The organism is Bdellovibrio bacteriovorus (assembly GCF_001592745.1).
Lineage (GTDB): Bacteria > Bdellovibrionota > Bdellovibrionia > Bdellovibrionales > Bdellovibrionaceae > Bdellovibrio > Bdellovibrio bacteriovorus_B.
The window spans coordinates 1,974,481-1,997,645 of sequence record NZ_LUKD01000001.1 but is presented as its reverse complement, the minus strand read 5'-3'; the positions used below and the strand labels follow the sequence as shown (position 1 = coordinate 1,997,645).

The following is a 23,165-nucleotide window of genomic DNA, read 5'->3' as shown; positions in this document are numbered from 1 at the left end:
TCCTAATCGGCCTCGATTCATTGCCAAGAGTTCTAAATGACAGTACTCTAAAACCTCCCTTGCAGGAGGTTTTTTTATGAAAAAGATCGCCGTTGTTCTTTCCGGATGCGGGTATCTTGATGGCAGCGAAATCACAGAGGCTGTCAGTTTACTTATTGCTCTTAATCAAGCGGGTGCCGAAGTCAGTTGCTTTGCACCAGATATAGAAATCCCTGCGATGGATCACTTAGCAGGACAAGCATCGGGCGACAAACGCCGACTGCTTGTTGAAGCCGCTCGCATTGCTCGTGGCCAGGTGCAAGCTTTAGACAAACTTCAAACTAAAGACTTCGATGCCATCGCCTTCCCTGGCGGCTATGGAGCTGCGAAAAATCTTTGTAACTGGGCCGAAAAAGGTGCGAAGTGTGATGTCAACCCCGAAGTAAAACGTGTGATCACCGAATTCCATGCAGCAAGCAAACCTATCGGCGCGATTTGCATCGCTCCGGTTTTGTTGGCGCGTGTTTTAGGTGATAAAAAAATCACGATCACTATAGGTGACGACAAAGAAACAGCTGCAGAAATTCAAAAAACCGGTGCGGTTCACGAAGAATGTCCCGTGGATGACTACATCACTGATCGTGAAGGTAAAATAGTCACGACTCCGGCCTACATGTATGACGATGCAAAGCCAAACGAAGTCTTTAAGGGAATTTTTGGTCTGGCGCACGAACTAGTTGAATGGGCTTAATTTAGGAATTGGATAATAAAAATGAAAAAAACAGTCGCTCTTATCTTTGGTGGAAAATCTGCAGAGCACGAAGTTTCTCTTCGCTCTGCTAAAAATGTTGCGGATGCTTTGGATAAAGATCAATTCACTCCCATCTTGATCGGTCTGAGTAAAGAAGGAAGCTGGTATCGCTTCCCCGACATGTCTTTATTCACACAAGCAACAAAGATCGTGGACTCGTCACTTCCGGCAAACGCTGAACCTGTGGCTTTGATTTCCTTCCAGGGAAAACCTGTTCTTTATTCTTTGAAAGATCATTCTAAAACTCCAATTGATGTCGCCTTCCCTATTATGCATGGAACCATGGGTGAAGATGGAACGATTCAAGGTCTATTTAAAATGGTGCAAGTGCCTTTCGTAGGCTGTGGAGTTTGGTCATCGGCTGCGGGTATGGATAAAGAAGTGATGAAAAGACTTTTCGTCGCCGCTCAAATTCCTAATGCCCGCTATATGCTTTTAACACCGTTTCAGAAAAACAACTACGACGACATCGTAGCTAAATTGGGAAGCCCTTTCTTTATTAAACCCGCGAATGCAGGTTCTTCCGTCGGCGTTCATAAAATTAAATCAGCCACTGACTTTGAGACGAAACTGAAAGACGCCTTCCAATTCGATACCAAAGTTTTAGCCGAAGAATTCATCCAAGGACGCGAAATCGAATGTTCGGTGATGGGACATAACCATGCACCCCAAGCCTCCTTACCGGGGGAGATCATCCCACAGCACGAATTTTATTCTTATGAGGCTAAGTACATTGACGACAATGGGGCCTTGTTAAAAATCCCCGCTGAAATTTCCCAAGAAACCTTGGGAAAACTACAGGATTTAGCTAAGAAAACTTACCAAGCAATGGGTTGCGATGGTTTGACTCGGGTGGACTTCTTTTTAAAACAAAACGGCGAGTTGTTCATAAATGAAATCAACACCATTCCGGGCTTTACGAAGATCTCGATGTACCCGAAAATGTGGGAAGCCACGGGTGTATCGTATAAAGAATTGATTACAAAACTGATTCAATTCGGTCTTGAAAAGCACGCAGCGGAACAAAAACTTAAAACCTCTTACTTAGATTAAGCGGTTGCAATCAATCTGTCTAAAAGACCTTCAAAATGAAGGTCTTTTCATCTCATGTCCTGTAAATCCGAAAGTGTTTTTTGTTTACTAATGTTATAAATTTCCGATAAGTATTACATGGGACTTCGACGCTTTTGGAAATATATGTCTGTATCTAATAAGCTGTATGCCGTGATCGGCGTTATGGCTTTGCTCATCGCCTTGGAATTATTCTCTCTCTATTTTGCCATGAACACGCTTTCATCAGTGCGTAGTTTTGTAACGGGCGAAAGCTTGTGGTCCAAAGCGCAAAAAGATGCCGTCATCAGTTTGCATAAATACGCACGCACGCGTGATCCCAAATTCTATCAGTCATTCCGTGAAAATTTAGAGATCCCGCTGGGAGACAGCAAAGCCCGTCGTTCTTTAGAGCAGGTTCCACCGGATCTGGATGGAGCTTATCAAGGTTTTCTTCAAGGTAAAATTCATGAAGATGATATCCCGGGTGTTATCACTCTGATGAAGTTTCATGACTTCCACTATATGAAAGAAGCTATTCGGATCTGGCGCGAAGGTGACGACCTGACGAATGAGCTTATTTCTTACGGTGAAAGTCTGCATCAATTGATCACAAACAATGCTTCTGAGAAACAGCTGATCCAAACCCTAGATAAAATTGACGAACTGAACGATCGACTGACGGTTTTGGAAGGCAACTTCTCTTACACCTTGGGGGAAGGTTCACGTTGGTTAGAAAAAGTATTATTGATCACTTTATTATTTGCCGTTTTGATCGTTGAAGGCACAAGCTTGATCTTGACGATCGTGACCAGCAGAAATATTTCAAAAGGCTTAAAAGAGATCAACACGGCCGCAAAAAAAATTGGTGAAGGTCAATTTAATGTCGAAGTACCCGTTCGTTCTGGCGACGAAATCGGTCAACTGGCAGAGTCTTTAAATAAAATGGCTTTCGATTTGCGCCACAGCATCGGCGAACGAAGACAAGCCGAACAAGCCAGTCAGCTGAAGAGTCTGTTTTTGGCAAATATGAGTCATGAGATTCGCACGCCCTTGGCGGCGATTATCGGCTTTTCAGATCTGCTTAAAGACTCACAGCTTTCCGAAACCGAAAGGCTGCAATATTTAAACATCATTCAACGTACGGGTGAAAACCTCACCCGCATCATCAATGACATTTTGGATCTATCGAAAGTAGAAGCAGGACACTTAGAGATTGAACAGAGTTCGTTTTCTCTTTCTACGTTGCTTGATGATATTCACGTCTTAATGGTGGCACGCGCTCACGGAAAGCCTATTCACATCGAGTTCAATCGTCGAGGCATTGTGCCTGACACGATCACCACCGACCCTTTGCGCCTAAGACAAGTGCTTACAAATATTTTAGGCAATGCGATTAAGTTCACCGATCAAGGTTACGTGCGGATGACTTATGAAGTTTCCGGATCGAATCTTCTGTTCACTATTAAAGATACGGGCGTGGGCATTTCGGCAGAGAAACGCTCGTTGCTTTTCCAACCTTTCAGTCAGGTCGACAGCTCTGTCTCTCGAAAGTACGAAGGAACGGGATTGGGCTTGGTGCTATCACGCAAGTTGGCCGAGATGATGGGCGGAACAGTTCTTCTAGAAGAAAGTGAAGCCGGAAAAGGAAGCACCTTTACCATTCGCATCAGTTTGGATCCTGCAAGCGCGTCGCAGAAAGGTTTCCAACTACCAAAGAAAGATTTTATCCACGCAAAACAGCTTTCAGAAACTTCAATTCTTTTAGTGGATGATGTCGAAGACAATCGTCTTTTGATACAGCGAATGTTAAGCAAGCGAGGCGCCAAGTTGACTTTAGCTACGAACGGCGAAGAAGGTCTGAATAAAGCGCTGAATGAAAATTACGATATCATCTTAATGGATATTCAAATGCCGATCATGGACGGTTACACGGCTACGAAAAAGTTACGTCAGGCGGGATATAAAAAACCGATCATCGCTCTGACCGCCCACGCGATGAAGGATGATCGGGAAAGATGTTTAGAGGCGGGCTGCACGGACTATTTAACAAAGCCCGTGCATGTCGATGCGCTTGTTCAAACTATTTTAAGTCACGCGCCTATCGAAGAAGAATTAAGTTAGATGCAGTTCGCACCGGATTCGTTCACGGCGCACACAGATTCTTGAATGCCGTCCTGACCATCGGGGCCAGGCTTTCCTTGAGGACCTTCAGGTCCTTGACTGCCAGCTCCCACTCGAGGCTTCTTGCGATTAATGGAATCTCCACCGTCGCCGCCTTGGCCGCCTTTGCCACCGACGCCACCAGGCCCACCCTTGCCAACCAAACGATAAATTTTTGGCTGAAACTCACTCTTAGATTTAATTTCAAGACTTAAAGTTCCAGTATTTCCACCACGGTGACCTTGCAGCCCTTGATATCCTGGCAATCCTTGTCCGCCTGGATCGGGTGTGCATGCCTCTCGGATGTTTCCATTCACGCATAAGCCCGAGTTGGCGTCTCTTCCCTTTTTTCCTTTCAAAGCAAGATCGGGATCCTTGCCGGGATGACCTTGTCCGCCATTCTCACCGCGAAGAACGATGTTCAATAAGCCTTCTGCATTGGTAGCGATGAGGGCGATGTGCCCACCGTGACGGCCTTCGTGCCCTAAAGGGGCCACTTGTTCTTCAGGAAAAGTTAAAATATGTCCTTCTTCGGAAATCAGTTCTTCTGCTTTCAAGATCACCACATGACCCATTGTAAAAAGACGGCCCTCTGCGGAAAATGTGATCTTTTGAAACTGAAGTGAATAAGTTTGCACTTCCCTTAAAAGCCCTTCGTTGGCGACCAGTGCCTCCATTTCTTGTTTCGTACGAAACCCACCTTTATAGAGATAAAGATCTTGGTTCACGACTAAATCCGAAAACTTCCGCTCGATCATTTTGGGGGTAGGAGTCGCCGGAGGAGAGACTCCCACCTCTTTATCTTTAACCTCAACGCAACCCCAGAGCGGAATAAGAGCGGCGAACAACATCAATTTAGAAATTTTATGTTTCATATTTATTTCTCCTTCGGTGCTCGCCTTATCCAAAACGGAGGCCGGACAAGAAGTGAATGGAAGCTAACAAGCGTCCGATGTCCGGACGTTGGCCTGTGAACAGGTTTTGCAGTGAATGAGTTTTGCTCCAGGATGGAGCCTTTGCCGGTACGTAAGCGAAGAACTCGAAGGACGAGACAACATGGAATACAGCAAGATCAATTATTTTGAAAAAACAGACTCTCCAAAACATCGTGAGTTTATAATTTCCCAAAACAATTGCATACTTTGCGGCACTGTACTTGAACTAAAACACATCGCAGACCGATCCACAGGTGAGATCACAGAAGAAGCATTCTGCACTCAATGCGAAGTGAAAACGCGCAACAAAACCCACATTTTAAACTAAAGGGCTTGTCAATTTTCCAACACCTGATTTCGTCAGAGTCTTGACGACGTTAGGTCCCCGCCAATTTTTTTACATCCGAATAAAAGGAACCATTCCAAGACATGTCGAGATTGCCAAAGCTCGAGTGTTTGTGCCCGAAGATCGTGGTAGTTTCACCATTCATCCAAGAATTCACCCAAACATGGGCCGTGTCTAAAGCCGCAGCAACCTTCATCACTTTTTCCGCGGGTCCCCACACCACTGAGGAGTGAGCGACATAAGAAGTGTTGGCCCACTTTTGAATTTCATGCTGATATTTAACCGGCGTGATCAACAAAAGAGGTCCATGCAGTTCATCCTGTTGTAAGACGCTGCAATTAGGAAGATCCAACATCACCGTGGGTTTGTAAAAATAGCCCGCGCCTTCGGCTTTTCCGCCCACAAAAATTTTACCGTGCTCTGAAACGCCAAATTTAATTTTTTCATCGATGCCTGAAACAGAATTCTGTGAAATCAAGGGTGTCCAGGATTCATTTCCGCGAGGATCTTTCAGGGGCTTGAGATCAGCAAAATAGTTCTTCACTGCCTCTAAAAAATCAGGAGCAAACGATTCCAAGACAAACAAACGAGATATATTCCAGCACATCTGTCCTTGCCCCACTAAAAAGGGACGAAGAATTTCGGGAAGAAGATTCTTATAATCCGTGTCGGCCAAAATAGCGGATGGATTTTTAGCCCCGCCACTTAACTGTAATTTTTTGAACTGTGGCAAAGCCGTTTTTGCAATGGCTTCTAACGTAGAAGTTTTTCCCGCGGCGGTTACGGCGCGAATGCTGGGGTGACCGGCAATGATTTGCGCGACCTCAGCATTTCCCTGTAAAAGGTTGATAACGCCTGCGGGAATCTGAGCTTTTTGCAAAGCTTCGCCCAAAACTTTTACCGTGATGGGAGAATGCTCAGAAACTTTGACAAGAACCACATTGCCTGCCGCGAGTGCCGGTGCAAGTCTTTCTACGATCAAACGTAAAGAACAGCTCCAAGCGGTGATGATACCGACAATGCCTGAGGGCTGAAAAAGCTTTTGAGGATCTTGCGATTGCAAAAGGCTTTCGGCAGTCTCTTGCAAGATGCGAATGGAAACTTCGACGCTGTTCTTTAATACGAAAGCATGAGGTAGCCCCTGATGAAGGGCTTCTTCGTAAGCAATGTGATCGGCATCCTCTTGAAGAGCCTGCGCAAGTGATCTTAAATAAGTCGCTCTTTGTTCTAAGGAACTGTCTTTGAAACTTGTCGCGGCTTTTTTGGCGATCTGTAAAGCTTTAATGACATCCATTGCATCCGAAGATGAAACTTGAGCCAAGACTTCGCCAGTAAAGGGATTGAATTTAGAAAACGTGTTTTTACTTTCGGCAGGGATGAACTCCCCGCCAATAAAGTTCGAAAGTTCCAAGAAAGAATCCTAGTATAAGTTTTGGTTTCGATACTGCATCAGATGATGCGCCAACATCTCTGCCTTAAGTATCTCATCCGCCACTCCTAGTTCAATGGCTTTCTGTGGCCCATACGGGAATTGTGCCTCATCTGGGTGCTGCACCACAGTGGCACCGCCTTTTTTCTGCACCTCAATAAGACCATCTACGCCGTCAGCGCCGAAGCCTCCCAATAAAACCGCATAAACACCTTTTGAATAAGACAGCGCGGCAGATTGGAAAAGAACATTGGCCGAAGGTAGCTGCGACGAAACAGGCGTGCCCTTAGCGATATTTAGCACCGGCCCCGTTCCACCCGTCTGAATTTTTCCGTGATGTTCAGCAGGAATAAAATAGACGTGACCCATTCTTAAAAACTCTCCGTCTTTTGCAAGAATAGGAGTCACTTTCGAACCTTGTTTTAACTTACTAATAAAAGCTGTCGCGAAATTCGCGACGGTGCTGCACGCAACCACGACGGGAGGTGTGTCGGCGGCCAAATTTTTCACAAATTTTTCTACGGCATCCGCACTGCCCGCATTGCCACCCAAAACAACAACTTTTAGTTCAGCCGCTTTTCGCACATTCATTTTTACAGGCGCTGTCGTCTTAATTTCAACAACGGGCGGAGTTTCTTTTAATCTCTTCAACACATTCACCGAGGCTGCTGCCCGCACCTTATCCACCAGCATTGCGGCAAGATCTTTTAGAACAGCGGGATCAAACTGCGAAGGTTTGTGAACGAATTCAACTGCGCCCAGTTCTAAAGATTTCAGTGCCGCTTCACCCGTGCTTGCCAATGAAGAAACCATGACGACAGGAATCGGATGATGTTTCATCAGTTTTTCCAAGAACATCACGCCAGACATCTTCGGCATCTCAATATCTAAGGTGATCACGTCAGGCTTCTTACTAAGAATCATTTCGCGAGCCTGGTAAGGATCTGCGGCAGAGCCTACGACTTCCAAACCACTTTTCGTAAATATATTCGTGAAAAGAGTACGCACCGTTGCCGAATCATCAACAACGAGCACTTTCACGTTTTTCGCTATAGACAAGGGTCTGAAGCCAGATACGTCCACAGGTTTATCCACAGAACCCGTGTCGCGAGGCGAGTTATGAATCACTTCAAATGTGGATGTATTCATTTTAATGGTGCGAGCATTTTCACCGGCGACATTGCGTTCGATGATCGGGATGTTGAATTCGCGCATCAGTTGCTCAGCGATTTCAATGTTGCGTTTACCAATGCCGTCGCCAAGTTGTGAAACACTGATGACGTTCCCGCCACCGTAAATTTTAGCCTGCATCCGGCTGCGATTGGCACCCAAGCGAACGCACTCTTCAATGAGTTGAGGAATCGCGTAGCTGCCATAGCGGCTATTCTGACTTTCCTCTGGCAGACCTTCAGGCAAAAGATAGTGATTCAAACCGCCAATTTTTGTCGTGGGATCAAATATCGCAACGGCGACACAGGAACCCAGCAAAGTTGAAATCACGGTTTCTTCTTTAAAGGCCGCTAATTTTCCAGGAAACAAATAATGTGTATTCATCATGCCACCAGTTTTTCAAGATCTAGAATCATGATGCTCTTGTTACCTTTAATAAAAAATTTCGACACAAAGGCAGTCTGAATAACCGTAGAATGGCTTTCGACATTCAACAGTTCAGATTCTTTTAAGCTCATCAAGTCATCGGTTTCAGTCACCTGCAAAGAAAAGCGAACGCCTTGATGCTCGCAGATAACATAAAAAGTGTTTTTAATTTCAGAATGATTAAAGCCGTGATCGTGAAAGCTGATCACGGGAACAGCTTCACCACGAAAAGGGATTACGCCCATAAGGCCGTCTTTTTTATCCGGCAAGGGATACAGTGGAATCTGACTGCTGATCTCGACGACATTGAGCAATGGAATCGCGAAGTCCTGATTTCCCCAACGGCAATGAAGAAGCTGAACGTCTTGTCGAAGCTCTGCCGAAAGTGCAAAGCGCACGGGATGGTCCGCGGTATCTGCCTTTTCCTGAATCAACGCTTCCGCATAGGCCTTCAGTGTTTTAAGAGATTTGATCAGCTCTCGGGGTTCTTTAAAACTTTGAGTGCGCTCTTCAAATAATTCCAACCATTGAGAAAAATGCACGAACTCATTCGTTTTCGCGTCGACCGCCCAAGCGCGAGTTTGCTCGCCCACTTCGTTACGAATACGACGTAACGTCGACTCATCAGTTAAATCAATGAATTTGTCGGCCTCTTTGCAGACGCTATCAAGGAAATAGGCTTTCAGCTCGGCCGTAAAGTCATCACTAAAGAAGTCACTCATGCGGCCTCCTGCATAGTCTCGAGCTGAAATAGGAATTGAATCATCTTTTCTGGGTCGACAATGTAAGTTACTTTTTCGTCCGCCAAAATAGAAACGCCTTTAAAGCCTTTCTGTTCTTTGACGATATTGCCGAAGCCTTTTACAACCAGATCCGTTTGCGCCTCAATGCGATCAACCAGAAGAGCGAATACACCTTCTTTGACTCTAATAAATACGGCCGAGGAACCACGAACCAAATCTTCTGCTGCCGATACATGATGGTTTAAGATCTCGTGATAATTTAATAACGGAACCGTCAATCCACTGAACTGACAGAAACGCAGATGATTCACCGTCGTCATTTGCAGTTCTTGACAAGAACTGATGTGAGCCACCGAAGTCAATGGCACCGCTAAACGGAAGTCACTCCAAGAGCACAGTAACGCACTTTCCACCATAATGTGTTGAGGCACTGGAATTTCAAGGCGGAAAGAGGCCCCCTGACCTGGCGTATTCTCTATGCGGATCTTTCCTTGATATTTTTCAACGATGGCAAATACGATATCCATACCGACGCCTCGGCCCGAGATCGTCGTGACTTTGTCTTTTGTCGAAAATCCGGCGTGAAAGATAAATTTATATATCTGTTCATCCGAAAGCTGCGAAACTTCAGCTTCAGAGACCAGAGCATTTTTCAGTGCTCGTTGAAGAATGCGTTCTTTATCCAGACCCTTACCATCGTCTTTAAAGGACAGATGAATGGTGTTATTTTTTTCTTCAATTTCAAGAGTTAGGTTTCCAATCGGAGATTTGCCTTGAAGAGCCCGCTCAAATTGATCCTCGATACCGTGGTCAATCGAGTTTCGGGCGATGTGTACCAGGGCTTCATAAAGATCTTGTCCCAAGCCCTTATCGATCATCAGGTCCCCACCCAGGATTTCCAGCTGAACGTTTTTATTCAGCTCTGTCGAGGCCTGACGTACAAGCAATTGCAACGACTTAAAGCTTTCGCTGGCTTTTTCTTTTCGAACACTTTGCACCTGGTGCTGAAACTGATCACTGATCTTATTCAAGTTCTGAGAAAAATCCGCTTGGCGTCTTTCAAACAATTCTGGTTGCAAACGGAAGTTCACCGTTTGGTTCATCATCTGAAAGAAGTTCTTCAGAACCAAAAGTTCTCCGGAAAGGCGCAAAAATTCATTCAATTGATTTAGCGACAACCACACGCCTTGTTCATCAGCACTCATTCCCTGGCTTGTCGGACGGGACTTATGAGTTTTTGCGACTGCGGTCCCCGCCTCACTGAGTGAGTCAAAGCTACCGTAGCTCGCAATAAGTTCAATCGCCTCGCTGAGTTCTTCGGGATACAGTTCACTTTTGTCCCGCAAGGCCTGAGCTAAAACTTTCATGATACGCGAACTCTTCAGAAATAGATCAATGCACTCTTTGGTGACGGTGTGATTTTCGCGTTTAATTCGAGTTAAAAGAGCTTCAAATTCGTGCGCTAAAGAACCTAGTAGTTGCCCCCCAGGCACGGCACCCACGCTGCCCTTGATGGTATGCACTTTTCTGAACAGCACATTGATCTGATCTTGATCTGAAGGCGCGTCTTCCAGCTTTAAGATTTGCGCGTCGAGTTCTTCAAGAATCTCTTTGGATTCTTCAAAAAAGACGCGAGAGACTTCTTCCACTTGCGCGAAGTCGATCAGAACGACAGAGTCATCCTGTCCCGGATTTCCGTTAATATTATTTTCGTCAGACATGAATTGAAAATTCCCGCTTTCCGCAAGTGTGTGAAGTCTTAGGAATTTATCGGAATATTCAGTATTTAAGTTAGGATTGCAGAGAATATTTTTAAGACTGTTACGGATAAAACATAATCTAGAAAAGCTCAGAAATAGAAAGAGCGACTCTTTCGAGTCGCTCTAAGGTTTAAGAATTCTTTCGAATCCTAGGCGAAGGCCCTGGGGTTTCTAAGAAACCGCCACCTCCGCCTTGGTTATGTCACATGTATTAACCATAAGCACCACCTCCTTACCAGCCCCAATAGAAGCTTGATATCGATGGTACTATAACAAGATTGAAAACTTCCACTACGTCCTGGTCCAGATTTTCTGAACCAGTCATAATGAAACACTTCCTAAAGTGAACGAATAAATTGAATCAAAGCGGAGCGGTCCGCTTTGGGAAGATTTACGAATTTGTTTTTGGAATACTCGCCTTCACCACCGTGCCATAAGATGGCCTCTTCAACCGTACGGGCGCGACCGTCGTGTAAGAAACCCGCGCGAGGATTGATTGTGTGAGTATGCCCCATGCCCCATAAGGGACGAGTCTTCCACTGACGTCCGTTTGCATCGAAGTCTTGGCGTCCATCAGCAAGTCCCTCACCCATGTCGTGCAAAAGCATGTCAGTATAAGGATAAATTTTTTGATTGCTGAAAGCGGCGATTTTGTGAGGTCCCGTCACAAAACTAGGTTGGTGACAGCTTGTGCAGCTGACTTGATGGAAAATTTGAGCGCCACGAACAACTTCCGCCTCTGTCACGTTACGACGTGAAGGCACCGCCAAAGTCTGCGAGTAAAATACCAGATCATTTGCCACCTGATCACTGGCTTCAAGTGGAGCAGGTGCTTTCGGATCTTGCACAAATGATTCAAACAAGGCCGTTCCGAAAATACTTTCCATCGGAAACGCGTAATTTGTAACACCAATGTCACCGCGAAGAGCACCCAAAGATTGGTGCAATACGGAAGGAGTGTTATTTTTCAAACCAAAACGTCCCATCGATACGGGATAGGGATCATTCGCCATGGCCTTTTCAATATCAAACACCCAGTTCACTGTGCCCTTTACGCCTTCAGCGGAAAGATCACGAGCGGCCAAAGCTAAAATGTCTGATTCTTTAATAGCTTCAAGAAGCCCCAAGCCGATCATCGGAGTTCCCATGCGCGGACTTGTTTTTACGTCTTTTTCATACAAGCGACTTTTCGTTTCACCTGTCACGGAGTCAAAATATTCATCATAAGCGGCCGTGATTTTAAAGACAGGCTTACGAAGTTGCACAGCTGTGCCATCAGGGTAAGTGAATGTACTTTTCTCGTACTTCATCCAAACTTGCGCTTGGCCTGCACCGGGAAGATCTTTACGGACTCCCATAGAGCCTAAGTGGAAAAGTTGATCGGAAAAACCGGGAACCGCAACCGGAGCACCCCAATGGTTCTCTGCAGTTTTAGGACGTTGGATGCCGTCCTCGATACTGATGCGCAAAAAGATAGATTCGTTTTGACGAAGTTGCACCCACTCTTGCCCGGGAAGAATCACCGGCAGAGCACCACGTCCATCTTTGGAGTGACAGGCATTACAACTTGTATTGTTAAATACTGGGCCCAAACCGTGATCAAAACGGCTGGCATCGTCGGAAAAATTTCTTTCAAAAAGAGCATCGCCCGTCAAATGACGTGCGATTTCCTCTTCAGTCAGATTCGTCGCAGGATTGCGGAAAGCCCGGATGGATTCCCCTTTTATCATGATCGTCGTGTCACCACCGGATTTAACCGCGTGAACATAGTCCATATCGACAGAAGGAGCCGCATAAGCAACTCCTCCGACGAAGATATTAAAAGCTGAAAGTAAGATCCAGGCTTTCATAGGAATCTCCAAATTACATATCTAGTGTTGGAAGAACTTCGTTTTCCATTGTTGCGTGAAGAGCGTTCAAAGCATCGATAGCTTTTTGAGCACGGGCGCGACCATCAGGAGTGAAGATCGCTTGACCGAAGTCACCACCACCCGCAGGACGGATAGCTTGGATCAACTGCATGCAATTCAAGATTTCGCCTTCAACACGGGCAGCCAACGCCGCGTCCACTCTTTCAACCAAAGCTTTTACGCCAGGGCCTTTTGTGCTTCTGTAGTGGCCAGTGTAGATGCTGTACACAGAACGGATGTTGTTTGTGAAGTCATTCAAAGAGTTCCAAGAGAACGGAGACTCAACCAATGCCATGTTTGCAGAGTTGATATCCGCACCCATTGGGTCTGACATTTTACCGTTAGCAACTTCATCAAGGATGCCCATCATACCCTGAACGAATTCTTCCATAACTGCTCTGTCAGAAGAGTAGAATGGATTGTCGAATCCTGGGTTGCTGATCACTTGAACGTAACCTGGAGCTGATGGATTTTCTGGGTCATAGTTTTTAGACCAAGAATTTGCAAGGTAAGCCGTGTTTTCAGCCAACAAAGCCGTTGTTGCTTTCAAGTATTCAAACTGTTTTGCAGTCAAAGCAGAAGCTGGCTTCGTGTTTGCTGATTTGCCGTCACCGAACAAAAGATATTCGATTGTGTGGAAACCTTGAAGGTTTGTTCCTAAAGCGCGTACGAAATCAGTTGTGATAGCGCGGTTTGATTTCAAAACAGAATCAAGATCCAAGATGTTCAATGGCCAAGTATCCAATAGAGGATCGATACCCAAAGAATCTACCGGACCGAACAAGAAAGCTTCTGAGCTTTCCCAAGGAATACGAGTTGCGCGCCAAGCATCTTGAGCTTTTGCAAGGTTGGCTTCTGTTGGGTTTGCCGCCAACGTGTTCACGGCTGCATTTAAGTTTGCCGCTTGTGAAGCAAGGTCGTTGTAGGTTGCAAGAATCACATTGTAAGAAACGTGATTAATGATTTCTTGGTTTGTCGCCGCTTGTGCCGTTGCGCCTACGAAGGCCAAAGCTGCAGCCATTAATTTCAAAGCTTTCATGAGCTTTTCTCCTTATTGATTATTTAAAACTGTCTATATCAAAACCGAATGCAATGTTTGCCTGATATGTTTCAGGCAGGCCCTCAAGTTCAGTCACTTCCGTCGCGTACTGAGCTTTCAAGAAGGCCCCTTGATCAAAGAACCACATCAAGCCACCCGAGTTGCGAGTCACATCGTAACGAGGGTTTTTGTTGATGTTGCCTTCAACTTCTTCAAACGTGTTCACGTGTTCCCATTTCAAGAACGGTGTCAGTCTGATAGATGCGAAATCGTAATAGATTTGCAAAGACTCTAAACGGGCTTTGTGACCTAGTGGAGCAAACGCCTTTGGTTTTGCCAAACCACCCAAAGTCGCATTTGCCGCAGAAACTAAATTGGAGTTTTCCAAAGTTCCTTCGATCACTTCACCGCTAAATCCAAAACCACCAAATTTGTAACCACCCATCAACGTCCAAAGAGTCACTTCTGCATCCTCTTTCAACTTGTCGACTTTGTAGCGGTTGCCAGTCGTGTTTCCTGCGTAATAAGAAAGAGCAAAACCCTTTCCTTTAGCAACACTTCCCCACTCGATACTTGCCAATGTAGCAAGGTCATCCGCATTTGTTGTTTCAAAGTGACGTTGATAACCGCCACCGATCCAGTTGTAGGTACGGAAGAACTCAGAGTTCAAACCACTGACAACACCCAGGCGCGCTGTGAAGTCAGAAAATTTTTGTTCTACTTGAACGCCCGTTTCTGTCCAGTTCAATGGAATCATGCGAGCTTCAAGATCGGAAGCCAAGATCGAAGCGTACATGTGCGGCTTCGTTTGAACAGAACCCAGGGCGATGAACAATGGGAACTTACCCACTTTCAAAGCGGTGTTCGTCTTCTTCCAAGTTTTTTTGTAGTACAATTCAGGAAGGACGACTTCACCGCCCTTTTCGATTTCTTGTTCGAACTCACCGAACTCTTCAAAAGGATCAAACTCGACAACAGTTCCTACACCACCGTGTTCGATTTCGATTTCGAACTCGATTTTGGAACTGTCAGAAAGAATGTACTCACCTTCAAAGGCAATCTCTGCCAAGTCCATTTCACGGCGCGTGATAGGAGTGAGGTTTTGTACTGTTTTGAAAGTTTCGCGTTGGCCGAAAACGATGTAACCGTACGACGTAAACTCAAACTTAGGATAAGCCTTTTCAACATTTCCATTTGCCGTTGAAGTCGATACGGCTGCCTCACGGCTTTCGTCATCTTCGTCTTCTTCTTCGATAGGAGTTGTTGTTGGGGCCGATACCGGGGCCTGGATTTCTGTCGTCGGAGCTGTCGTTGTTGAAGAGCTTGTGGGCTCTTGGGCATTAGCGATACTGGAAAGGGTAAAAATAGCTAATAACAAACGTTTCATGAATACTGCTTCTCCGTGAGGCCCGTTTGTAGAGAAGCGGCATGTAAAGGTCAAAAGACGGACCCTATTTTGTTTCCAACTGATAAGGTCCTGATATTCAAATGAAAACGTAATGAGAAGCCCCACCGGAGGTGGTGGAACAACCTGAAATTATTACTTAAATAGGAATTTGAAACGGGGCATTTTCTGACCATCGACTTGGACTATTTCGGACCACATCGAAGCCGGTCGACACCACAAACGTCCCAACGGATTTTCGTAAAGAGCCTCGTACAAAACTACATCTTCCAAGCTTTCGCTGTGCTTACCAACGCCGATCACTCGGTAAGGTTTGCCTTTGTAGTGTTGGTAAATAGCTCCCGGAATAATGTTTTCGTAACTGTTTTGTTCCGCCATCTGGATTACTTCATTTCATTTAAGTGTTTGATAATTTCGTTTTGGATTTGCTTCATTTCAGTGTCAGAGCGACGTTGTGCTCGTTTGAAATCTAGATCTGGAATCGACCACGCCGGGATAAGGTGCAAGTGATAGTGAGGCACTTCAAATCCTGCAACGATTTGTCCTACGCGAGGAGAACCCGCCGCTTTGAGAATGGCCTTGCCGATTTTTTGAGAAATCTTGTGCAGGTGCGCGTAGGTTTCTGCAGGAACTTCGGTCCAATGATTGATCTCTTCTTTGCAGATCACAAGTGTGTGACCCAAATTCACTTGGTCCAGAGCCAAGAAGGATAGCACGTGATCATCCTCATAAATTTTGTAAGAAGGAAGTTCACCAGAAATAATTTTTGTGAAAATAGAGGCCATCTCGAATCTCCTGTCGCCATTGTTCTGTACTGAGACATTAGACCAGACTTCCACATTTCTTCAACAGTTGCCGTAGAGAATAAAATCATGAGTAAGCACTCTTGACATGGTAGGCTAATATTATGACGACGATATTTCTTTTAGAAGACGATCCCATTCTTGGAAAAGCCATCCAACTTCAACTGGAACTTCAATCTTACAAAGTAGAATGGGTGCAAAGCTTAACTGAGGCCAAGAACAGAGCCTCTGTGACATCGCCGCCAGATTTATTTCTCTTAGACGTCAATCTGCCAGACGGCAACGGCTATGATTTCTGTCAGTGGCTGCGTGGAGAAAAATTAAATACACCCGTGATTTTTTTGACAGCCAGAACAGACGAAGAAAGTGTGGTTCGTGGTTTTGAGGAAGGAGCGAATGACTATATTCGCAAGCCTTTCAGTCAAAAAGAATTAGCCCTTCGCATCCGCAATCAGCTTTCTGACATGAAGGCCACTTTGGATTTAGTACGCTTCAACGGCGTGACACTGATCAAAAATCAACAGGTCTTAAAACACGGCGAAGCTTTGATTAGTTTAAACCGCCGTGAGTTTGAAATTCTGACGACTTTCTTTGAACATCCTGAGACGATTGTGACCAGAGAGCAACTGATTGAGCGTTTGGCTTCCGGTGAAGAAATCTATGATCGCACCGTCGATTCACACATCAGCCATATCCGCTCGAAGCTTTCTAAAAACGGAGTCAAAGGTGTTAAAATCAACTCGGTCTATGGACAAGGATACCGGCTTGAGAAAGCGGTATGATAACTAAACCTCTTTTTCGTAAAAACTTTTTGATCTTTGCATCGATTATTTTGGTTTTCGTGGTCGTGGCGATTGCCTTATCATGGATTCTGACTAGTTTTGAGCGAGATCGAATGTTCTTACGGCCTGCGGGGATGAACCGAGCGCTTTTAGATGCTTATGACAAAGATCCTTTTAAGGCCCTTCCTCTTTTAAATGAATTTTCACGCAAAAATGGCTTAGAAAAACATGATCTGATCAATGCAGATGGTGTGAGTTTGACCACGGGAAAAAAAGTTTTGTCGTCTGCCCTGACGGACGATCAAATGCATGCCTTGAAAAAAGATCTAGCGATTTCCGCGAGTCCCTCTGAAACTCAGCGCATGCCGGGCCCTCCTCCAGAAGTGATTTCCGTCACCAATCAGGAAGGAGTCTTCCTTCTAAGCAAGTTTGGCGGACCTCGAGACAAGCCTCCTATTGGACCGATCGTCACTTTGACTGCGTTGATCGCTTGTATCATTATTTCTATCGGGATCGCATTGCTTTACCAATTTTCTAAGTATCAAGAACGCTCCCGCGAAGCCTTGGATGTACTTAATTCTTTGCGCGAAGGAAATCTTTCAGCACGCCTTCCGTCACGCAAGTTTGATGAGTTGGCCTTACTGACGAATGCGTTTAACGAAATGGCGGGTGACTTAGAAAATATGGTGGAACAATTGCGCAAGGCAGATCGCACGCGTCGTGAATTGTTGCAAGATCTTGCTCACGACTTACGAACTCCTTTGGCGTCGCTGCGATCCTTTCTGGAAACTTTGCAAACTGCCAACCACCAGCTTTCAGAAGAAAAGCGACAGGAAGTATTATCCTTGAGTTTTACCGAAGTTGAGTACTTCGGTAAACTGGTTGAGGACCTTTTATTCTTAGCTCAAATCACAGAGCCGAAATATTCTTTAGGTACCGAGACAATTCGCCTTGATGAGAGAATTCAAGAACAAATCACCGTTTTCAGACAGCGCTATCCTCGGCTGCAATTTGATTTTCAGAAAACAGGAGACACTTTTGTATTGATGGGGGCCCCTCGTCTTATTGATCGCATGCTTCGTAATGCTTTCGAGAACTCCAGTTCCTTTGCAAAATCTAAAATCCGTATTGAGCTGACTCAATCGGGAAAAGATTTGCAACTTCAACTTATCGATGATGGTCCCGGTTTTAGCGAAAAAGGCCTTTTAGAATTCGGCCACAAAAAATCCAGTCGCACTTTGGTTTCGGAATCATCTGACAACAAGCGCATCTCTGTCGGGATTGGATCCGTCATTATGAAAGAAATTGCTCAACTGCATGGGGGGCTGCTTCGTGCCTCCAACCAGGTTGAAGATGGCAAAGTCTTGGGTGCCAAAGTCTCATTTTCGTTCACGAAGTCCTAGCTCCATATTCGCTCCATACTTGTTAGCTAACCTAAGATCACAAACAAGGTGGTCTTATGCTTCGCAATTTAGGTTTAGTACTTTTGATTTCCTGCCCGATCGCCTCTGGGGCCCAATCGATGTGGGGCACGGGCATGTGGGGCGGAATGCAAGGCTGCTCATACCAAACACGCGCAGGCAACGGAGCCACAAATCAAGATGATGAGACTAAAGAAATTCAGTCTGCGATCAGCGAAGCGCAAAAGCAGCTAAAGACAAAAAAGTCTGAAAAGAAAAAGACCGATCGCGAATCTGAAAGACACAAGGCGGATATTGAAAAAACGGTTTCCGATGACTATGCCCAGTTCGTCTTTGAACACATTGAAAACAATCGTCAGTGTTATGAATACAAAGGCTTGCAAGAAGAAGGCGAGTTTTCAGCGCAAGGCCAACAAGGCTCAGAACAACTTCCTGGCACCGCGATGACGCCCGTGCATGGATTCACGATTTCTGAATGGAAACAGTATTGTGATCCAGGTAAGGCCGGCTCCGTCAGCGCTTCAATTTGTTCGAACTCGCGCTTCAAACCCAGTGAAGGGGGGCGCTCAGATGCAAACACTTGCAAAAAAGGTTTGAGTGAATACCGAAAGTCTTACGCCAAATCGCAAAAACTTCAGCGCGAAATTGAAAGTTTAGAATCACTGATCGAACGCTCGAAAGAAGATTTAAAAGACGCCAAACAAAATGCATTAGAAGAACAACGCGAACGCATGACCGCACAAACCGAAGGCGGCATTTGTGTTGAATGTATGCAACAAGGTAACGGCGGTTATCAATATCAAAAACCGCAAACTGATTGGGCGAACGTGATCGCCAACGTCGGAACGGGATTACTAGCAACGTACACAGGATATCAACAAAACAAGATGGTGGCGGAATACAACTCCAACATCGGATGGCCCACACAAAGTTATCCCAGCTGGAGCTACGGCTTCCCCTACTTAGCCGCAGGAATTTACGGCGCCCTAGGTGGCGGAACAGGCCAAGGCGCCTTCGGCTGCGGAAACGGCATGGGAGGAACCGGAAACATGAACGGCCCGATGGGAATGATGGGAGCTTACGGCACCGGAAGCCTTTACGGAAATATGGGAATGGGTGGAGCCTTCGGTTATCCCGCAGGCATGATGGGAAACACCATGGGCGGCGGTATCTTCAACGGAGGCATGGGCCCGTGGGGAATGTCCGGTTACGGCGGCATGAGTGGTTACCCGATGATGGGTATGGGATCCATGATGGGAATGGGTAATATGATGGGTGGCTATGGAAGCATGATGGGTGTCGGTGGAATCATGGGAATGGGAAACATGATGGGTTCCATGATGGGAGGCTACGGTACCATGATGGGATCAATGATGAGTGGCTACCCAATGGGATCCATGATGGGCTATGGAAACATGATGGGTTACGGCACAATGATGGGCATGGGATCAATGACCGGCTATGATTCAACAATGTTGCAAATGCAATCCCAGTATCAACAACAAATGATGCAAATGCAGATGCAACAATATCAAAGCATGATGCAATACCAACAACAGTACCAATCCCAAACACTGCAAAAATACCAAGCCGTATCCTCACTCCAACAAGAAATGTACAACTTAATGTCCCGAATCCAACAAATCCAATACGGCTACGGCACAACCTACCTAGGCTCAACAAGCTCCATAGGCCTCACCTCGCTGGGCACAACAACAGGAACCTCCATCCTAACTCCCCTCCCCGGAAGCGTGATCGGAACCACAGGAACAACCTCAACAATAATCCCATCCAGCCGCTAACCAAAAAAGCGTAAGCCAAAATACCGAAACGAAGCTGAAGACAATTCCTCAGCTTCATTTTCCGAACTCACAACAAAATTCAAATTTTATTTCATTCCTAGTTTTATTATCTGAAGATTGAAACAGCCGAGCTTACAAGCTCCGATGCGAACAAGATTTGGCCTGAAGAGAGGTCTTCGGGACGAGTCCGAAGTGAAGGGCCTTCGGTGGCGCCACGATGGCGCGAACCGAGGCGAAGCCTCGGCACCGACAGAGCCTGGAAGGCGTGCCCGAACGAAGCGACTCAGCACGAAGACCTCTCTTCAGGCCAAATCCCCCGTTCGAAGCGAAAGACTAATAAGCCCCGCGCTGAAGCATCCGCGCTCCCTGACGATAAGTATCCTCAGAGAACCGAATAACCCCATCCGAATTCAAACTCGAAGTCTGGAACACAAGATAAACCGGAATAGGCTTTTGCAAGTTAACGCGGGTGTCGTTTTCCATGACTTCACCCGGCTTCGCCATCGCCGCCTCAATAGCACTGCGATTCCAGTTCGTCCCTTTCAACAGATACTCCGCCAACTCCACTGGCTGTTCCAAGCGAATACAGCCAGAACTCAATTGTCTTTGTCCATCGGCGAAAAGCTCACGCTGATTCGTATCATGCAGATAAATCGCGTAAGGGTTTGTCATCATGAACTTCAATACTCCCAAAGCATTCCCCAAGTGTGGACGCTGACGAATATAGAACAGGTTGTCTGAATTGGGGTCTAGACTGTTCCAATCAACGGTGGATGGGTCCACGCGTCTAGTGAAAGTGCTGTTCCAAAGTTCATAGTTATGGCTGTCGAAATATTCTGTGATTTGCGATGGACTTAAACCTTTTAAATCCTCCATCTTGTCTTCACGGAAAATTGTCGGTGGCACGACCCAGTACGGGTTGATCACGATGTAAACCACTTTGTCCTTCATCGTTGGTGAAGGACGCGCGGTGCGACCATTGATCGTACGGAAGTTCATACTGGTGCCCGTCTGCTTGTCGATCAAATTGAATTGAGTCATCGCCAAGTTCACATAAATATAGCGGTCTTCAAAGGTTTGCGGGAACCAACGAAGCTTTTCCATATCTAAGCGAATCTGACGAGCTCTTTCTATGCAGCCTGTGTTCAGATATTTATAGGTACTTCCGCTGGCGGTGATAGAACCGTCGGGCACAACTTTGTTCAACCATTGGATGTCATTGATTGCAGTCATCATCTGCGTATCGAAAGTCTGATCCACGCTTGAGATTTTATAGCCTAACAGACGCAGACGTTCTTTCCATGCAGGAATTGCGGGATCACTTCCGCCAAGCTCCACTTTTTTTGCGGGTGTCGGAAGATTCGTCCACATGCCATTGTTGCAATAGTAAGTGATACGACGAAGGGCTTCTTTTAAAGAAATATACGGAGCTGATTGTGGAGAAAAGCTCATCAGTAAAGGTTGCGAGCGTAAACCATGCGTGTACATCAACACGCGAAGCTGCTTATCGCTCACGAAAGATTTCTTCGACATCTTAACGTCGGAACCCATTGTGCTTGGGTCCACAACTCCCCCGTGCATGTCTTCAAGGAGTAAAAGAAAGTTTTCGTTTGCCTGACGCTTCAGGTTCGCATCCCAATAGCCTCCGACCTTCCAGGCTTGCTCCATGGCGGCCGTCCAGTAACGGCTGGGGTTCAACCCCTCATTCCCCACGTTGAGCATCGTGTTTCGCATGTCACCCAGATCGAGTTCATCGATGATGTTCAAGTAGTCTGCGCGTGCGGCCTGCGTAAATTGCGCGTTAGCCTGTGTACTCACCAACAGCAACGTGTGAAGAAAAGCGATTAGAAACAATTTCATAGCCTCCCCCTCAGGTTCCATTCATTAAAGAAAATTCTGTTCCGAATTGGGGAATTTGGGCAGCGCTGAGTGGGCTAGGGACGCATATATTTCGAAAAAAAAATACTCTGCAAAAGAGCAAAAAAAAGAGGAGACCTGAAGTCTCCTCTTTCGCAGTAGAAAATTTGAAGCTCAACAAATTATCTTTGAGCCGCAGGAGTCCACTTAAGACCTTCTTTGCCTGCCCATTTACCACGAGGACGATAGATGCGGTTGTTTGCGTATTGTTCAAACGCATGAGCACACCATCCAGAAATACGAGAAGCCGCAAAGATCGGAGTGAATAGATCTGTGGGGATACCCATAGAGAAGTAAACAGTTGCAGAATAGAAGTCCACGTTCGGCATCAAACCTTTTTCTTTGTACATTGTGTCGTCAATCAAAGTGGACATTTCGTACATGTGGTGAATGCCAGCGGCCTTAGTCAATTTGTCAGACATACCACGCAAGATACGAGCACGTGGATCGCCGTTTTTATAAACGCGGTGACCGATACCCATTACTTTTTCTTTAGCTTGCAAAGCGTCTTTAACAAATTGTTGTGCTTTGTCCATTGTTCCGATTTTTTGAAGCATCAAGATCACTTGTTCGTTGGCACCACCGTGAAGAGGTCCTTTCAACGCACCAATCGCAGATACGATCGCAGAGTGAAGATCTGACAATGAAGAAGCTGTTACACGAGTTGCGAATGCAGAGCAGTTCAATTCGTGGTCAGCGTGAAGGATCAAGCAAGTGTCCATCACTTTTACGTGCTCAGCATTAGGCTCTTTACCGCCACCAAGCATGTACATCATGTTCCAAGCGATAGATTTATCAGCCTTAGGTTGAACCGGTTCTTGGCCTTTGCGAATAGCATCAAATGCACAAAGCAAAGTTCCCATTTTTGCCGTCAAACGAACTGATTTACGAAGGTTCGCTTCAGCAGAGTTGTCGTTAGCGTCAGAATCCCAGTGAGCCATCAATGATACAGCTGTACGCAACCAACCCATTGGATGAACGTTTGTAGGAATTGCTTTAAGAACTTGGATAAATTCTGGGCTCAATGCCATTTCTTTGTGAAGTGTCGCAGAAAAAGTCTCTAGCTCTTTCGCGTTAGGCATTTTGTCATTCCAAAGAAGGTAAGTAACTTCCTCAAAAGTTGAATTTTCCGCAAGATCGTCAATTGTGTAACCACGGAAATTTAAAGAATCACCGACGATAAAAGATACTTTCGTCGTACACGCAACAACGCCTTCCAAACCCTTATCCAAGGCGCCTTCGTAGATATTTACTTCAGCCATTGTAGTTTCCTT

The 23,165-nt window shown here is 45.8% G+C and carries 19 protein-coding genes; 7 read left to right on the top strand and 12 right to left on the bottom strand.

Annotated elements, in window-relative coordinates; genetic code table 11:
• Positions 1 to 76: 76 nt before the first annotated feature.
• The 3 genes from elbB to AZI87_RS09545 all read left to right on the top strand — a co-directional run bounded on the left by elbB (position 77) and on the right by AZI87_RS09545 (position 3,964).
• Positions 77 to 730 (top strand): isoprenoid biosynthesis glyoxalase ElbB, encoded by a 654-nt coding sequence (elbB, locus tag AZI87_RS09555; protein ID WP_063206308.1) that lies wholly within the window; start codon positions 77 to 79, stop codon positions 728 to 730.
• A 21-nt stretch (positions 731 to 751) separates the two neighbouring features.
• A complete protein-coding gene (locus tag AZI87_RS09550) occupies positions 752 to 1,843 on the top strand; it encodes a D-alanine--D-alanine ligase family protein (RefSeq protein ID WP_063206307.1) in 1,092 nt (363 codons plus the stop codon).
• Between the two features lie 117 nt (positions 1,844 to 1,960).
• Positions 1,961 to 3,964: a response regulator gene (locus tag AZI87_RS09545; protein WP_063206306.1), complete on the top strand. Its 2,004-nt coding sequence runs from the start codon at positions 1,961 to 1,963 to the stop codon at positions 3,962 to 3,964.
• Here AZI87_RS09545 and AZI87_RS09540 read toward each other — a convergent pair.
• A complete protein-coding gene (locus AZI87_RS09540) occupies positions 3,961 to 4,878 on the bottom strand; it encodes a hypothetical protein (RefSeq protein ID WP_063206305.1) in 918 nt (305 codons plus the stop codon). The genes AZI87_RS09545 and AZI87_RS09540 overlap by 4 nt on opposite strands.
• Before the next feature lie 181 nt (positions 4,879 to 5,059).
• On the opposite strand from AZI87_RS09540, the gene AZI87_RS09535 reads away from it, so the two are divergent.
• On the top strand, positions 5,060 to 5,266 hold the full coding sequence (locus AZI87_RS09535; RefSeq protein WP_063206304.1) for a hypothetical protein: 207 nt from the start codon (positions 5,060 to 5,062) through the stop codon (positions 5,264 to 5,266).
• Between the two features lie 49 nt (positions 5,267 to 5,315).
• Here the strand turns inward: AZI87_RS09535 and AZI87_RS09530 are convergent, their stop codons facing one another.
• From AZI87_RS09530 to AZI87_RS09490, 9 genes are all read right to left on the bottom strand, one after another.
• Entirely contained in the window at positions 5,316 to 6,695 is a 1,380-nt protein-coding gene (locus AZI87_RS09530) for an aldehyde dehydrogenase family protein (protein WP_063206303.1), read from the bottom strand.
• A gap of 9 nt (positions 6,696 to 6,704) precedes the next feature.
• Positions 6,705 to 8,270, bottom strand: coding sequence for a chemotaxis protein CheB (locus AZI87_RS09525; RefSeq protein ID WP_063206302.1), 1,566 nt, complete (start codon positions 8,268 to 8,270; stop codon positions 6,705 to 6,707).
• Positions 8,267 to 9,031 (bottom strand): chemotaxis protein CheW, encoded by a 765-nt coding sequence (locus AZI87_RS09520; protein ID WP_063206301.1) that lies wholly within the window; start codon positions 9,029 to 9,031, stop codon positions 8,267 to 8,269. The genes AZI87_RS09525 and AZI87_RS09520 overlap by 4 nt, the downstream gene beginning before the upstream one ends.
• Complete coding sequence (locus AZI87_RS09515; protein WP_063206300.1) at positions 9,028 to 10,773, bottom strand: chemotaxis protein CheA; 1,746 nt, start codon at positions 10,771 to 10,773, stop codon at positions 9,028 to 9,030. Before AZI87_RS09515 ends, AZI87_RS09520 begins: the two co-directional genes overlap by 4 nt.
• 377 nt (positions 10,774 to 11,150) lie before the next feature.
• Positions 11,151 to 12,662, bottom strand: coding sequence for a di-heme oxidoredictase family protein (locus tag AZI87_RS09510; protein WP_063206299.1), 1,512 nt, complete (start codon positions 12,660 to 12,662; stop codon positions 11,151 to 11,153).
• 13 nt (positions 12,663 to 12,675) lie between these two features.
• Positions 12,676 to 13,761 carry an imelysin family protein gene (locus AZI87_RS09505; protein WP_063206298.1) on the bottom strand — a complete coding sequence of 362 codons (1,086 nt, stop codon included), beginning with the start codon at positions 13,759 to 13,761 and terminating at the stop codon, positions 12,676 to 12,678.
• 19 nt (positions 13,762 to 13,780) lie between these two features.
• Positions 13,781 to 15,148: a hypothetical protein gene (locus tag AZI87_RS09500; protein ID WP_063206297.1), complete on the bottom strand. Its 1,368-nt coding sequence runs from the start codon at positions 15,146 to 15,148 to the stop codon at positions 13,781 to 13,783.
• Positions 15,149 to 15,301: 153 nt separating this feature from the next.
• Positions 15,302 to 15,544, bottom strand: a complete 243-nt coding sequence (locus AZI87_RS09495) for a DUF1653 domain-containing protein (RefSeq protein ID WP_063206296.1) — start codon at positions 15,542 to 15,544, stop codon at positions 15,302 to 15,304.
• 5 nt (positions 15,545 to 15,549) lie between these two features.
• Positions 15,550 to 15,951 carry an HIT family protein gene (locus tag AZI87_RS09490; protein ID WP_063206295.1) on the bottom strand — a complete coding sequence of 134 codons (402 nt, stop codon included), beginning with the start codon at positions 15,949 to 15,951 and terminating at the stop codon, positions 15,550 to 15,552.
• 122 nt (positions 15,952 to 16,073) lie between these two features.
• Here AZI87_RS09490 and AZI87_RS09485 point away from each other — a divergent pair, with 122 nt between their 5' ends.
• Genes AZI87_RS09485 through AZI87_RS09475 form a run of 3 tightly spaced genes read left to right on the top strand, consistent with a single transcriptional unit; the run spans position 16,074 to position 19,974 of the window.
• Entirely contained in the window at positions 16,074 to 16,751 is a 678-nt protein-coding gene (locus tag AZI87_RS09485; protein ID WP_063206294.1) for a response regulator transcription factor, read from the top strand.
• Positions 16,748 to 18,154 carry a sensor histidine kinase gene (locus AZI87_RS09480; RefSeq protein WP_063206293.1) on the top strand — a complete coding sequence of 469 codons (1,407 nt, stop codon included), beginning with the start codon at positions 16,748 to 16,750 and terminating at the stop codon, positions 18,152 to 18,154. The genes AZI87_RS09485 and AZI87_RS09480 overlap by 4 nt, the downstream gene beginning before the upstream one ends.
• Positions 18,155 to 18,210: 56 nt before the next feature.
• Positions 18,211 to 19,974: a hypothetical protein gene (locus AZI87_RS09475; RefSeq protein ID WP_063206292.1), complete on the top strand. Its 1,764-nt coding sequence runs from the start codon at positions 18,211 to 18,213 to the stop codon at positions 19,972 to 19,974.
• 333 nt (positions 19,975 to 20,307) lie between these two features.
• On the opposite strand, the gene AZI87_RS09470 is transcribed toward AZI87_RS09475, so the two are convergent.
• Both AZI87_RS09470 and AZI87_RS09465 read right to left on the bottom strand, forming a co-directional pair.
• Positions 20,308 to 21,834: a L,D-transpeptidase family protein gene (locus AZI87_RS09470; protein WP_063206291.1), complete on the bottom strand. Its 1,527-nt coding sequence runs from the start codon at positions 21,832 to 21,834 to the stop codon at positions 20,308 to 20,310.
• A gap of 179 nt (positions 21,835 to 22,013) precedes the next feature.
• Positions 22,014 to 23,153 carry a citrate synthase gene (locus tag AZI87_RS09465; RefSeq protein ID WP_063206290.1) on the bottom strand — a complete coding sequence of 380 codons (1,140 nt, stop codon included), beginning with the start codon at positions 23,151 to 23,153 and terminating at the stop codon, positions 22,014 to 22,016.
• Between the last annotated feature and the right edge of the window lie 12 nt (positions 23,154 to 23,165).